Source organism: Bradyrhizobium sp. DN3 (assembly GCF_041357655.1).
In the GTDB taxonomy this organism is placed as follows: domain Bacteria; phylum Pseudomonadota; class Alphaproteobacteria; order Rhizobiales; family Xanthobacteraceae; genus Bradyrhizobium.
The window spans coordinates 142840-156079 of the sequence record NZ_JAULLN010000017.1 but is presented as its reverse complement, the minus strand read 5'-3'; the positions used below and the strand labels follow the sequence as shown (position 1 = coordinate 156079).

Here is a 13240-nt window from a genome sequence, read left to right as displayed (position 1 = left end):
CCGTTCACGATGTGCGCCAGAACTCGCTACCATGAACGAGGCTGACGGCCGAATGAGACGAAGCGGAGATGCTCAAAACGCTGCTCAAAGCTGACCTGCTCAAGATCGACCCGCGAGAGGTGGACGTGCCTGCACCGATCGACCGAAGCACATTTCTTTCGACCCTGCCGGCCACCTCGACCGACCGCAGCGCGGCATTGACGATTGTCGGCGTGTCCTCGATCCTGTTCGCGGCGGCCGTGCCCTTCGCGGGTACCCCGCTCCTACCCGTCCCCGCCTTCGTCGCGAGTTATCAATCGGCGCTCGCCGTGAGCGACATCGTCACGGCAGTGCTGCTGCTGTCGCAATTTGCAGTCCTGCGGACCCGTGCGTTGCTGTGGCTCGCGACCGGTTATCTCTTCACCGCCGCAGCGGCGCTGGTCCATGCCCTCACCTTCCCCGGCCTGTTCACACCGAGCGGGCTCTTCGGCGCGGGCCGGCAGACCACGGTCTGGCTTTACATGATCTGGCACGGCGTCTTCCCGCTATGCGTGCTGGGCTATGCCTGGCTGAAGGAAAAGGACGGAGGCCCGCGGGTTCGGACTGCGACGAGCAGGGCGATCTGCGCCAGCGTGCTCGGCATCATCGCCGCGATGGCTGTCTTCACCTGGATCGTCACCGTGCAGCATGATCTGTTGCCGGTCCTTCTGCGCGACGGCCGCTACACGCCGACGATGATCGGCGTCGTGTCCTTCGTGTGGTCGCTGAGCTTTGCCGCGCTCGTCTCGCTCTGGTTCCGCAGGCCGCATTCGGTGATCGACGTCTGGCTCATGGTCGTCATGTGCGCCTGGCTGTTCGACATCGCGCTGTCGGCGATCGTCAACGTCGCACGCTTCGATCTCGGCTTCTATGCCGGCCGGCTCTATGGCCTCGGCGCGGCGACCTTCGTGCTCGCGGTGCTCCTCATCGAGAATGTCCGCCTTCAGGCGCATACGGTGGGCCTCGTCGGCAGGTTGCGCCAGCAATCGGCTTCGGAACGCGACTATTACGGCAAACGCCTCGCCCTGTATGGCGCGGTGGTCGAGTCCTCCAACGACGCCATCATCACGAAAACGCTCGACGGCATCATCACCGGCTGGAACAAGGCCGCCGAACATCTGTTCGGCTATTCCGCTGCAGAGGCGATCGGCAAGCCGATCGACATCATCGTGCCGCCGGATCTCAAGGGCGAAGTCAGGAGCATCCTCAACCGGATCGCCAGCAACGAGTCGATCGCCCAGCACGAGACGATCCGCATCCGAAAAGACGGACGCCCGCTCGACGTCGTCCTGAATGTCTCCCCTTTGCGCACAGATCATGGCGAGATCATCGGCGCCTCCAAGATCGCGCATGACATTACCGAAGAGAAGCAAGCGAGAGAGAAGCTGCGCCGCGAGACCGAAGAACGCCAGCGCATCTTCGAGACATCGCAGGACCTGATCCTGGTCACCGACGGCTATGGCAATTTCGTCCAGATCAGCCCGAGCGTGAAGAACATCCTCGGCTACAGCCCCGAGGACATGGTCGGGCACAGCGCGACCGAGTTCATCCATCCCGACGATCTCGAGAACACGCGGAGCGAGATGCGCGCGGCCCGGCGTGGCGCGGTCAAGCGCAGTTTCGAGGCGCGCTACTACCACTACGACGGCCACGAGGTCACGCTGAACTGGATGGGCACCTGGTCGGAGCCGGTGAAGCGCCACTTCTTCATCGGCCGCGACCTCACCGACAAGCAGGCCGCCGAAGCCCAGCTCCGGCAAGTCCAGAAAATGGACTCCATCGGCCAGTTGACCGGCGGCGTCGCCCACGACTTCAACAACGTGCTGACCGTCATCACGGGCACGATCGGCATTCTCAGCGACGCCGTCGCCGACCGGCCCGAGCTTGCCGCCATCACCAAGTTGATCGACGATGCCGCCGAGCGGGGCGCGCAGCTGACCAAGCACCTGCTTGCCTTCGCGCGCAAGCAGCCGCTGCAGCCGCGCGAGATCGACGTCAACGCACTGGTGCTCGAAGCCGCCAAGCTGTTGCATCCCACGCTCGGCGAGCAGATCACGATCGTGCCGCAGCTCACCGAGGATGCCTGGCCGACACTGGTCGACCCGGGCCAGCTCTCCACCGCGATCCTCAATCTGGCCTTGAACGCGCGCGACGCCATGCCCGACGGCGGCACATTGGTGCTGGAGACGCGCAACATCTTCCTCGACGACGGCTATGCCAGCATGAACCCTGACATGGTCGCCGGCAGCTACGTGATGATTGCGGTCAGCGACACCGGCAGCGGAATTCCGGCGGACCTGATCGACCGTGTGTTCGATCCCTTCTTCACCACCAAGGAGGTCGGCAAGGGCACCGGCCTGGGCCTGAGCATGGTATTCGGCTTCGTCAAACAGTCTGGCGGCCACATCAAGATCTACAGCGAGGAAGGCCACGGCACGAGCGTGAAGATCTACCTGCCGCGCTCGACCGGGGTGCAGGAGACCGAGTTCGAAGTGCTACAGAATGCGCCCATCACCGGCGGCAACGAGAAGATCCTGATCGTCGAGGATGACGCGCTGGTGCGGCAATATGTTGTGACGCAGGTCAAGAGCCTCGGCTATACCGCGCTCGAGGCCGCCAACGGCGCCGAGGCCCTCACCATCATCGATAGCGACAAGACCATTGACCTGCTCTTCACCGACATAATCATGCCCGGCAACATGAATGGCCGCCAGCTTGCTGACGAAGCGCACAGGCGCCGCCCCGACCTGAAGACGCTGTTCACCTCGGGCTACACCGAGAACGCCATCGTCCATCACGGCCGGCTGGATTCCGGCGTGCTGCTGCTGGCCAAGCCCTACCGCAAGTCCGAGCTCGCCAAGATGCTCAGGGCGGCCCTCGCCAGTTGAGCCTGCGACGTCTCTGCGCTATCGCAGATGCGAACTCCTCTCAGCTCACGAGGCCAGTTTGAAAAATCTCCTCACCGACATCGCCGGCGTCCGCGTCGGCCATGCCGAAGACGCAAAAGTCGGCTCGGGCGCGACCGCGGTTGTCTTCGATTCTCCGGCGGTCGCCGCCATAGACGTGCGCGGCGGCGGACCCGGCACGCGCGAGGACGCATTGCTCGATCTTGCCAACACCGTCGAGCGCGTCGACGCCATCGCGCTGTCGGGCGGCTCCGCCTTTGGCCTCGATACCGGCGGCGGCGTGCAGGCCTGGCTCGCCGAGCAGGGCCGCGGCTACCGGGTTCGCGAAGCGCTGATCCCGATCGTGCCGGGCGCGATCCTGTTCGACCTCCTCAACGGTGGCGACAAGGCCTGGGGACGCTTCTCGCCCTATCGTGACCTCGGCTACGCCGCGGCAGCAGCAGCCGCCGCCGGCACGGACTTCGCGCTCGGCAGCGTCGGCGCCGGCCTCGGTGCCACCACCGCGACGTTCAAAGGCGGACTCGGCTCGGCCTCGGCGGTGACGCCCGATGGCGTCAAGGTCGCGGCGATCGTCGCCGTCAACGCGGTGGGCAGCGTCACCGTCGGCGACGGACCGTGGTTCTGGGCGGCGCCGTTCGAGGTGGACGGCGAATTCGGCGGACGCGGCCTGCCGGACAAATTCACCGACGACATGCTCCGCATGCGCATCAAGGGCGGTCCCGCCGCGAGCGCGCGCGAAAACACCACTATCGGCGCCGTCGTCACCGATGCGGCGCTGACCAAACCCCAGGCCAAGCGGCTGGCGATGATCGCGCATACCGGCTTTGCCCGCGCGATCTATCCGGTGCATGCACCGACCGACGGCGACGTGCTGTTCGCCGCCGCGACGGGCGCGAAACCGATCGAGCCGCTGGTCGGCCTCACCGAGCTTGGCACGATCGCTGCCAACGTGGTCGCACGCGCGATCGCGCGTGGTGTGTACAGCGCGACGGCCTTGCCGTTCGCTGGCGCCCAACCGGCTTGGAGGGACCGGTTTGGGGCGTAAGGGGCACACGTCTCTCACCACGTCGCGCGTCATCGCCCGGCGAAGACCGGGCGATCCAGTATTCCAGAGACAGGATTGATTGGACCGAGAGGTCGCGGCGTACTGGATGCCCCGGTCAAGTGTTCAAGCCGGGGCATGGCAGCCTTAGTTGTGGAGAGCGCGCGTGGTGCTTAGACGCTCATCGACATGGACGAACCGGCAGTTGCTGACGCGCCTTGCCCCTGCCCGCCTTGCCGCTGCATCAACTGCGCGAACAGATCGTAGGCCGAGTTACCGGAACTGCTGGACGCGCCAGGCACCGTGGTCGACATCTTGAAGCCGTCGGCATAGGTGACGGTGGTGGTGGTCGAGCCGTCGGCGTTGGTCGTCGTGGTCGAGGTCGATCCACCGCTCGACGACGAGGAATCCGAGCCGCTGGAGGCGTCGCCCGCGCCGTTCGCGCCATGGGCGTGGTGGCCGCGGTGACCGCTCTTCAGCGCCTTCGACATCTCATCCAGGCTGATGCCGTCGTCCGAGTTCGCATCCATCTTCGAGAACACGTCGTCGGCCTGCGCCAGATTGGTGCCGCCGGCGCCCAGCGCATCCTCGAACTCGGACTTGGTGATCTTGCCGTCGCCATCCGCATCGATCTGCGAGAACAGATCCTTCAGCGCCGACTCCCGGTCCTTCGAGGTCGAGGACACCGAACTCGACGAGTTCGAGCTGGTCGCGCCGCTCGCGCCGTCGGTCGACTGGCTTTGCGCCGCGAACAACGCATTCATCGTTTCGGGCGATATCTGCGGATACCTGCCCGAATTGACCGACGAGGTCGCGCCGCTGGTCGTGCTGCTGCTGCCGCTGTCGATCGCGAACGGATTGGTTGCACCTTGGGAAGATCCCGTCTTCTGCGTTGCCGATGACGATTTCGAGTTCGTCAGCGACTGGATCGCGTCGAGAGCGCTCGATACCGCACCGAGGGCGAACAACATTGCACAACTCCAACCGATGCGGCATGCCGCGGCCAATGTTCCGAAGACGACTTCAGCAAGAGACGACGTCAGAAAGAGACGTCAGCAAGCGTCGTGCCAGCGTGAAAAGCTCAATGAAATCCGCCTTCGCTGCGCCTTGCACGGTCCGGGAACACCGGCAATTCGTGCCGGTCGCGGCAGAAATTTCCGCCCACAGGAAGCAGCTTCCCCCTGCATTGCCCGCCGCGGAGGCCCATGTTAGGCGAGGCCGTTCTTGTTTCGGCCGCCACCGGAAACCGCGCCATGACCCAAGCCTTCGCCCCCCGCCCCCTGGCCATCGCACCCTCGATCCTGGCCTCGGATTTCTCCAAGCTCGGCGAGGAGGTGCGTGCGGTGGATGCCGCCGGCGCCGACTGGATCCATCTCGACGTGATGGACGGGCACTTCGTTCCCAACATCTCCTACGGTCCTGATGTCATCAAAGCGATGCGCCCGCACACGAAGAAGATCTTCGACGCGCATCTGATGATCTCGCCCTGCGACCCCTATCTCGAGGCCTTTGCGAAAGCCGGCTGCGACCACATCACCGTGCATGCGGAGGCTGGTCCCCATCTGCACCGTTCGCTCCAGGCCATCCGCGCGCTCGGCAAGAAGGCCGGCGTCTCGCTCAACCCGGGCACGCCGATCAGCGCGCTCGAATACGTGCTCGACCTGGTCGACCTCGTGCTGGTGATGTCGGTCAATCCCGGCTTCGGCGGCCAGGCCTTCATCCCCTCCGCGATCGGCAAGATCCGTGACATCCGCGCGATGACTGCGGGACGCCCGATCGACATCGAGGTCGACGGTGGTGTCGGTCCCGACGTTGCCGGCGCGCTCGCGGCGGCCGGCGCCAACGCCTTCGTGGCTGGCACCTCCGTGTTCAGGGGCGGCACGCAGGAGACCTACAAGACCAACATCGCGGCCATCCGCAACGCGGCGCTAGGGGCGCGCGGCGAAGCGATTTGAGCTGGATCGGGAGCCCATAAACCTGCGGCTCCTAGCGGTGTTGCGGCGCGCAATGCCTAAAACTGCAACCTTGATCCGTACTCATCCGGACTTCACCGATTCGTGCAAATCACCGCAAGTAACTCCTGCCTGCTTTTGACGGGAGCACATCATGACGACGACCCTGGTTTGGACTGGCGTAGCGTTGTGGTTCGGATTCAATGCGGCGATTGCAGCTCGCAGCCTCTACGTGGCGCGACCGGTGAAGGCCCCAACTTCGGCCCGCATCATCCCGCTTCATCGTCACCGGGACTGAGCGCCATGCAGATCGCACTCGTGAAGCGCCAGCCGAAGCGCAGGTGCCGGATCCCGCGTCGCCCGCATCCGAGCCTCGATGACTTCTTCGGCCGCCTCGAACGCGCCGACGGCACGCTGGACAACGATGCCTGGCCCGACAATTCGGACCTCGACCGGTCGTTCTCCTCGCAGCGCCGACACTGAGATTTCCTTTTCCGGACCGCCTCCCATGAAGCCGCACTGCCCGAACTGCCTGAAGGAAATGACCAAGGCGTCCGCGTCGCGCAACCTGTTCAACTGCGAGCCCTGCCGCGAGATCATCCAGTATTTTGGCGGCAGTGCGGATCACGGCGAGCCCGGCCCGCAATTCTCCTGGGCCATCCGCCGTAAGCGCGCGGCTCACACCGTCCAGGCGGCCTGATCCGCCGCTCGGAGGCGCAGCCCTATCCGGCATCCGCTTCGGCTGCATCCCCCGCCATTCGCGGCGGCCGCACCACGGTGACGGTGCAGGCTGCTTCCGAGGCCACCTTGGCCGAGACGCTGCCGAGCAGCGTACGGCGGAACGAGCTCTGCCGTGCCCCGATGATGACGTGGTCGACCTGATTGACCGCGGCGAACTCCAGGATCGCAGCGGCGGGATCGACGGCTTCCAGCACATGAACCGACAGCCGGCTCTCGTCCAGCTTGAGCGGCGTCGCCCAATGCCGGAGCGCGACCAGGCGATCGATATGCTTGTTGGAGCCCTGCTCGTCAAGCGTCCGGTCGATCGCGATGCGGTTGAGCTTGAGCACGTTGAGGCAGGCAAGCCGCGCCGAGGGCAGTGTGGCGAGAATGCGCTCGGTCGTCACGCGGAGCGCTTCGTTCAGCTCCGGTGCGCCCTCCACCGTGTCGAGCGCCACCGCAAGAATTGGGCTCGACGCGATCTGCGCCGCGACATCCGATTTCGCCTGTGGCTGCATGACGCCCTGATTGAAGCGGCGCCGCCACACGATGCCCAGGGAATCACGCTTCAGCCGCTCCGCGCGCGCGGTGAGCTTGACCTGATCCGGATGGGTGAGGTCGAAGGCGAGCTGGGATGCCGTTGGATAGCGCCACACCGGCTCGATCTCGAGGCAGCGCAGCACCACCTCCTGGAGCCAGGGCGGATAGTCGGCGCGCAATGCGCGCGGCGGATAGGGATCGCGCCACAGCCGGCGCCGCATCGCGCGCAACGTCTCACCCTCGCCGAAGGGACGCTCGCCCGTGGTGAAGAAATACAGCAGCACGCCGAGCGAGAACAGGTCACTGCGCGGATCGTCACGAACACCAAGCAGCCGCTCGGGGGCCATGTAAGGCGCGGTCCCGTAAGGCAGGCGAAATTCTTCCTGCAACAAATCAGGCAGATGGTTGTGGTGCGACAGGCCGTAATCGATCAGCACGGCCTCGCCGCTCTCGCGGAACATGATGCTGCTTGGCTTGATGTCGTGATGGATCACGTTCTGCCGGTGCAGGTCGGCGAGCGCGGTCGCAATCTTCGCCACGAGTTGCCGCGCCTCGTCATAGGGCAGCGGCAGGTCCGGCAGCCGCTTGTAGAGCGTCGTGCCGACGATGCGCTCGATCACGACATAGGCCTGGTGCGCGAAATCCCCGGTGCCGAAGCAGGCCGGCACGTGCGGCCCTGCGAGCCGCGGCAGGATCATCATCTCCATCTCGAAAGAGACGATCGCGGCGGGATCCTCGCCCTCCGACACCCGCGGGATCTTCATCAGCATGGGCACGTCGATGCCGGGATGGGTGACGGTCCACAGCGTCGCCATTCCGCCGGCATGCACGCACTCGCCGATGGTGAAGCCGTCGATCACAGCGCCTGATTTGACCAGCGGTTTCGGCATCGCCGTCAGCGCCCCTGCGAGAGGCGGTCGGCCAGCCAATGCGGCAGGCCGTTCTCGCGGATCCGGTTTGCGGCCGTCTCGATATCGTATGGCGCGCGGCAATAGGTGATCTGGCACGAGACCGTGTCGAACAGCACGAAGGCCGCGGATGGATCGCCGTCGCGGGGCTGGCCGACCGAACCGAGCACGGCAAGCCATTGCCGCCCGCGCAAGAGCTGCACGGACACGTCGGTCTTCGGCACGAAGCTCGTCATCTTCGCCGTCACCGACATCGAATAGAGCGCCGGACGGTGGATGTGGCCGCAGAAGGTGACGTGGGCGGGCGTCGATATCAGGCTCTTGGCGGCATCGGCCGTTGATCGGACATAGTGCCAGCGCTGCGGGCTGGAGGCTTCCGAATGCACGAACAGACGGCCGTCGTCCTCCACCAGCATCGGCAATTCGGCCAGGAACCGCCGCTGCGCGCTATCGAGCCGGCCGCGGGTCCATTCGATCGCGACCTGCGCCTCGATATTCATGGTCTCGGCCGAGGAATTGACCGCCTGGTCGTGATTGCCGCGCACGGCAATGGCGCCGCCGGCGACGAGCTCCATCGCTGTGTCCACGACCCATTCCGGATCGGCGCCATAGCCGACGAAATCACCGAGCAGGACGAAGCGCTCCGCGCCCTTCGCACGGGCGATCTTCAGGCACGCCTCGAACGCCTGCCGGTTGCCGTGGATATCCGAGAAGACAGCTAGGAGCACGCACCCTCCACCCTCAAATCTTATCGGAAGCCGATAAGGCCAAATTGAGGGACGTCAAGAACATGCGCCGGCGCGGGTCGGTTTTCCAGCGGGTCGCTGCCGCGATGGTGAAGGGCCTATTGCTCGTCCTTTGGCGGCATCCGGGGCGGCGGCAGCGGCGTGAACACAGCGCCTTGCGCGCCGGCCGGCGGGGCGTTGAACTCGCCGGTCGAGGAATCGCCGCCACTGGTCTCCAGGATCGTCTTCGGCGTCACATATTCCCGCACCATGTCGATCAGGCTGCCGTCACCACCGCCGAAATCGGCAGCGCGCCCGCCCTGCGGATGCCCGGCCGCGATCTCGTTCTGCGCCGCATGGGTCTTGTCGGCCAGCCTGTCGTCGTAGGGCACCCGGAACGCCCGGGGAATGCCGCTCGGCCGATTGTCTTCGTCCAGCGCCTCGACCCACAGATAGATCGAGCCGGGGTCGCCCTCCAGCGAATGCGGCTCGACGATGCGGGCCTGGAGCAGCTTGAAGGCGGCCGGCATCCGGTCGGCGCTGGCCCAGCCGAGCAGCCCGCGCATCTCGGTGAAGCTGACGACATAGAAGGCGCTGGTCACGACCACCGCGACCGCCTTCAGTGACCAGTGCAGCCTCGCATAGACCAGCACGACCAGCAGCAGAGCGCCTACGACGGCGTAGGCGACCGACAGCGAGAGGATGACCGTCTGCAGGCTAATCACGGCGCACCCTCACAGCGTTCTTGCTCACACCGGTCTTGGGATCGACATCGCCGCCGTTGCGCCAACTGCTGCGAAACGTCTCCAGCAGCGACTTCGGCCGCTGATCCACGTTGACCACCTTGCCCTCGGCATCGAGCCGGAACCGGACCGCGGTCTTCTCGTCGCCGGTGTGGTCGAGCGTAAACTTGTTGTCGAAGATCACCTGCGCTGTCGGATTGAGCTTCTGCACCTTCACATTGGCCGTCACGGGCTCGCCGGTCGTCGCGACGAAATGCGAGACGTTGACGGTGTATTCGCCGGCGAGGATACCACGCACGGTGACGATCTCCTCGCGGATGGGCGATGCGATCTTCTTGCCGGCGACGATGATGAAGTCATTGGCGCCGCCGCGATCGTCGCGGTCGAGCGTGAGGAAGCCGGCCTCGCGGTGGCGGTACCAGGCGATGTTGCCGGCGGGATCCTGCACGAACAGGTCGAGATCGTCGGGGTGATTGTCCGGCCAGTCCAGCGTGATCATGAACTCGGCCTTGGAATCGATCTTGCCGTCCTTGGCGTCCGGCGAGACCGCAAGCAACGCCAGAAAGAACAGGAACGCGATCACCTGGAGCGCCTTGAACAGCATCACGCCGAGCGGATCGAACGGCTCCTCGCGCGGATAGAGACCGAAATCATCCATCATGACAGCGTCCCAGATCCCCTGCGCTCCAGGACCGGGGTCACATAGGTCTCGGTCAGTACCACCGCATCCGAGAACACCCGCTGGGTCGCCGCATCCAGCATGTAGTACTGGATGCGGACCAGGATCGAGCCGACGAGGCCCGCCAACGTCGTGTACATCGCCACCGCCATGCCGTCGCTCATCAGCCCCATCGAGGAGCGCATCGCAGCCTTGTCGGCGGCATCCAGGCCCGCGATCGGCGCCAGCATGATGATGAAGCCGATGATGGTGCCGAGCAGGCCGAGCTTCATCAGCGTGTCCGAGACGAAAGCGCCGAAGCCGTTGGAGCCGCGCAGGCGGTCGGCCAGCGTCCGCAGCAGCAGCGTCTGGTCGACCGGCCGGTAGCCTTGCGCAGCGGCCTTGGTCACGAGGCTCTCGATGTGATCGCGCACGAGGCCGCGCGGCAGCGCGGTCGACCCCGCATCCAGCGCCTTGCTGCCGCCGGCAGCCGACAGCACCGCCCGGCAGCGCCGTGCCGCGGCGCCCTCCCGGGCGATCGCCCGTGTCCGCAGGAAGCAGTGGCCGCAGGTGACGACATAAAGCACCGCGATCACGCTCGAAATGTAGGTGCGGTCGGAGGTCAGCATCAGGTGGATCAGGCCGAAGCGCCACAAGAGCACGACGGCGAAGACCGAGAGCCCGGTGAAGATCATCCAGAACAGCAGTGCGCTGCGCTCGGATGGGTCGGCAGCTTGGCCCGCGATCGGTCCAATCGTCATAGAACTCATGCTGCACTGCTCCTGACTTGCGCCGATTGGCTTGCGACGATTGGCCGAGAAAGATTCTTGCCCGATTAGATCAAAGCCGCCGCGCCAGGTCCAAAGACCTATGCCCAATCCGGCTTGGGAATTTTGCCCGAGCTGCCATCCTGCCGCTCCCCGCAATTGGCAAGGCGCGGCGGCGTTGTTAGGCTGAGCTTACCAAACGTTGAGGGTGATCGCATGCGCCTCGTGCTTCAGCTCGTCGCCCGTCTGCTGCTCATCGTGGCGCTGTGCCTGGGTGCGGCGACGGTGTGGGCCACGTTCGATGCCTATCGCAGCGTCGACCGGGCGACAGCGGCCTCCGCGCAGCGGGTCGCGCAGGCGCTTCAGGCGCTATATTGGCGTGAGTTCTTGTTGCGCAGCAGCAGAGCCCGCGAACATCTCTTGCCGGTTCCGGATTGGCGCACGCTGGAGACGATGAAGCTGATCTCGCCCGGCGTCTGCGTCGAGTTCCAGCCAGCCGCGGCGTTCGAGAAGCCGCTCTGCGGCCAGAGCCAAGGCATCGGCAAGACACCACCGCGCTGGTTCGCATCGATCGTGCCGACCTTCCTCGGCAGCCACGCCGAGGTGGTGCGGCCTGTCAGTCCCCGCGCGGCAGCCGCCGGCACGGTGGTTGCGACACCGGACGCCGCCGCCGCAATCTCGCTCGCCTGGGAGTACATCCTCAACGTGATCGACGTTGCGCTGCTGATGGCGGCGGCAATCGCTCTGCTGGCTTCGCTCGCGATCGCGCACGCGCTGGCGCCGGCACGCACCATCGTCACCGCCTTGCAGCGCATGGCGCGCGGCCAGTATCGCACGAAGCTGCCGCGCTTCCGTTCGATGGAGCTTGCGATGATCGGCAGCGCCGTCGATGCGCTCGGCGGCCGGCTGGAGGAAGCGACCGAGCAGCGCGCGGCGCTGACACGCCGGCTGATCGAGATCCGAGACGACGAACGCCGCGCGCTCGCCCGCGAGCTCCACGACGAATTCGGACAAAATCTATCCGCCATCCTCGCCTTCGCCAACACCATCGAGATGGCGAGCGCGAAGGAAAGCAAAGACAACGGCATCGCGCAGGATGCGCGCATGATCTCGCAGGCCACCCATCACCTGATGGCCTCGCTGCGTGACGCCTTGAAGCGGCTGCGCAATCCGCTGCCCGAGGAGCTCGGGCTCGAGGCCAGTCTCGTCAATCTCGTCGACAGCTGGCGTTCGCAAAGCGCGGCGCGGCCGACGATCCAGCTCGACCTCAGGGGCGATCTCACCGACATCAGCGGTCCGGCGGCCACCACCGCCTATCGCGTGGCGCAGGAATGCCTGACCAATGCCCTGCGTCACGGCTCGGCGCGCGAGATCTCGTTGCGCATCGAGCGCCAAGCCGGCGAGGACGACGCTCTCCTGATCCGTGTCGAGGACGACGGCGGCGGCGATGCGGAGCGCGTCGCGCAATCGGCCGGCTTCGGCCTCACCGGCATCCGCGAACGTGTTGCGGCCGCCGGTGGATCGCTGTCGATCCTGCCAGCGACCCGCGGCCTCAGCGTGGCCGCTACCATCCCGCTCGCCGCGTGAGGCCGAGATGAGCGAGGTCGCGGCAACAGGGATTTCCGTGCTGCTGGTCGACGACCACCCGATCGTGCGGCAAGGCTACCGGCGCGTGCTGGAAAGCCAGGGCGATCTTCGCGTCGTGGCGGAAGCCGACAACGCCGCGGACGCCTATGGCGCCTTCAAAGCGCACGATCCCGATGTCGTCGTGCTTGATATCTCGATGCCCGGCGCGAGTGGGCTGGAGGCGATCCGCAACATCCGCGCGCGCAGCCCGCGGGCGCGCATTCTCGTCTTCACCATGCACAACGAAGCCGTGCTGGTGAAAGCCGCCTTCGGCGCCGGCGCCTCTGGCTTCGTCACCAAGAGCAGCGAGCCGTCGGCAGTCGTGAATGCGATCCGCAGCGTGGCGCGCGGCGAGCGCGCCATGAGCGACGACATCGCGCATATTCTCGCCGAGGACAGCCTGTCGCCGACCGGCTCGGCGCTGGATCAACTTGGCGAGCGTGAGATCGAGATCCTGCGGCAGTTCGCCGGCGGCGCCACCACCGAGCAGATCGCAGCGCATCTCAACCTCAGTGTGAAGACCGTGCAGAACTATCACTATCTGATCAAGTCGAAGACGGGCGCGCGCACGGACGCGCAACTCGTGCGGCTCGCGGCGTCGTGCGGGTTGACGAGGATCTAGCAGCAAAGCTGCC

14 protein-coding genes are annotated in these 13240 nt (G+C 65.7%); 8 read left to right on the top strand and 6 right to left on the bottom strand.

Annotated features, from left to right (window positions below; translation table 11 throughout):
• The first annotated feature begins 68 nt into the window (after positions 1 to 68).
• Both AAE027_RS24540 and AAE027_RS24535 read left to right on the top strand, forming a co-directional pair.
• Entirely contained in the window at positions 69 to 2906 is a 2838-nt protein-coding gene (locus AAE027_RS24540; protein ID WP_370988926.1) for a PAS domain S-box protein, read from the top strand.
• Between the two features lie 58 nt (positions 2907 to 2964).
• On the top strand, positions 2965 to 3969 hold the full coding sequence (locus tag AAE027_RS24535; RefSeq protein ID WP_370988925.1) for a P1 family peptidase: 1005 nt from the start codon (positions 2965 to 2967) through the stop codon (positions 3967 to 3969).
• A 170-nt stretch (positions 3970 to 4139) separates the two neighbouring features.
• Here AAE027_RS24535 and AAE027_RS24530 read toward each other — a convergent pair whose 3' ends face one another.
• Positions 4140 to 4937, bottom strand: a complete 798-nt coding sequence (locus tag AAE027_RS24530) for an EF-hand domain-containing protein (RefSeq protein ID WP_370988924.1) — start codon at positions 4935 to 4937, stop codon at positions 4140 to 4142.
• A 282-nt stretch (positions 4938 to 5219) separates the two neighbouring features.
• Between AAE027_RS24530 and rpe the strand changes: the two genes are divergently transcribed.
• The 4 genes from rpe to AAE027_RS24510 all read left to right on the top strand — a co-directional run bounded on the left by rpe (position 5220) and on the right by AAE027_RS24510 (position 6618).
• A complete protein-coding gene (rpe, locus tag AAE027_RS24525) occupies positions 5220 to 5921 on the top strand; it encodes a ribulose-phosphate 3-epimerase (protein WP_370988923.1) in 702 nt (233 codons plus the stop codon).
• Positions 5922 to 6072: 151 nt separating this feature from the next.
• Positions 6073 to 6216, top strand: coding sequence for a hypothetical protein (locus AAE027_RS24520; protein ID WP_164940187.1), 144 nt, complete (start codon positions 6073 to 6075; stop codon positions 6214 to 6216).
• A gap of 5 nt (positions 6217 to 6221) precedes the next feature.
• On the top strand, positions 6222 to 6401 hold the full coding sequence (locus tag AAE027_RS24515; RefSeq protein WP_370988922.1) for a hypothetical protein: 180 nt from the start codon (positions 6222 to 6224) through the stop codon (positions 6399 to 6401).
• A 25-nt stretch (positions 6402 to 6426) separates the two neighbouring features.
• A complete protein-coding gene (locus AAE027_RS24510; protein WP_370988921.1) occupies positions 6427 to 6618 on the top strand; it encodes a hypothetical protein in 192 nt (63 codons plus the stop codon).
• 22 nt (positions 6619 to 6640) lie between these two features.
• On the opposite strand, the gene AAE027_RS24505 is transcribed toward AAE027_RS24510, so the two are convergent.
• The 5 genes from AAE027_RS24505 to AAE027_RS24485 form a co-directional block, all read right to left on the bottom strand.
• Positions 6641 to 8068, bottom strand: a complete 1428-nt coding sequence (locus tag AAE027_RS24505; RefSeq protein WP_370988920.1) for a serine/threonine protein kinase — start codon at positions 8066 to 8068, stop codon at positions 6641 to 6643.
• A 5-nt stretch (positions 8069 to 8073) separates the two neighbouring features.
• Positions 8074 to 8814 (bottom strand): metallophosphoesterase family protein, encoded by a 741-nt coding sequence (locus AAE027_RS24500; RefSeq protein WP_091888979.1) that lies wholly within the window; start codon positions 8812 to 8814, stop codon positions 8074 to 8076.
• A gap of 116 nt (positions 8815 to 8930) precedes the next feature.
• Positions 8931 to 9536 carry a hypothetical protein gene (locus tag AAE027_RS24495; RefSeq protein WP_370988919.1) on the bottom strand — a complete coding sequence of 202 codons (606 nt, stop codon included), beginning with the start codon at positions 9534 to 9536 and terminating at the stop codon, positions 8931 to 8933.
• Positions 9529 to 10215 (bottom strand): hypothetical protein, encoded by a 687-nt coding sequence (locus AAE027_RS24490; RefSeq protein WP_370988918.1) that lies wholly within the window; start codon positions 10213 to 10215, stop codon positions 9529 to 9531. Before AAE027_RS24490 ends, AAE027_RS24495 begins: the two co-directional genes overlap by 8 nt.
• A complete protein-coding gene (locus AAE027_RS24485) occupies positions 10212 to 10982 on the bottom strand; it encodes a MotA/TolQ/ExbB proton channel family protein (protein ID WP_370988917.1) in 771 nt (256 codons plus the stop codon). The genes AAE027_RS24490 and AAE027_RS24485 overlap by 4 nt, the downstream gene beginning before the upstream one ends.
• 213 nt (positions 10983 to 11195) lie before the next feature.
• Between AAE027_RS24485 and AAE027_RS24480 the strand changes: the two genes are divergently transcribed.
• Together AAE027_RS24480 and AAE027_RS24475 are read left to right on the top strand one after the other, a co-directional pair.
• Positions 11196 to 12566 carry a sensor histidine kinase gene (locus AAE027_RS24480; protein ID WP_370988916.1) on the top strand — a complete coding sequence of 457 codons (1371 nt, stop codon included), beginning with the start codon at positions 11196 to 11198 and terminating at the stop codon, positions 12564 to 12566.
• A gap of 7 nt (positions 12567 to 12573) precedes the next feature.
• A complete protein-coding gene (locus AAE027_RS24475) occupies positions 12574 to 13227 on the top strand; it encodes a response regulator (protein ID WP_370988915.1) in 654 nt (217 codons plus the stop codon).
• Positions 13228 to 13240: the final 13 nt, after the last annotated feature.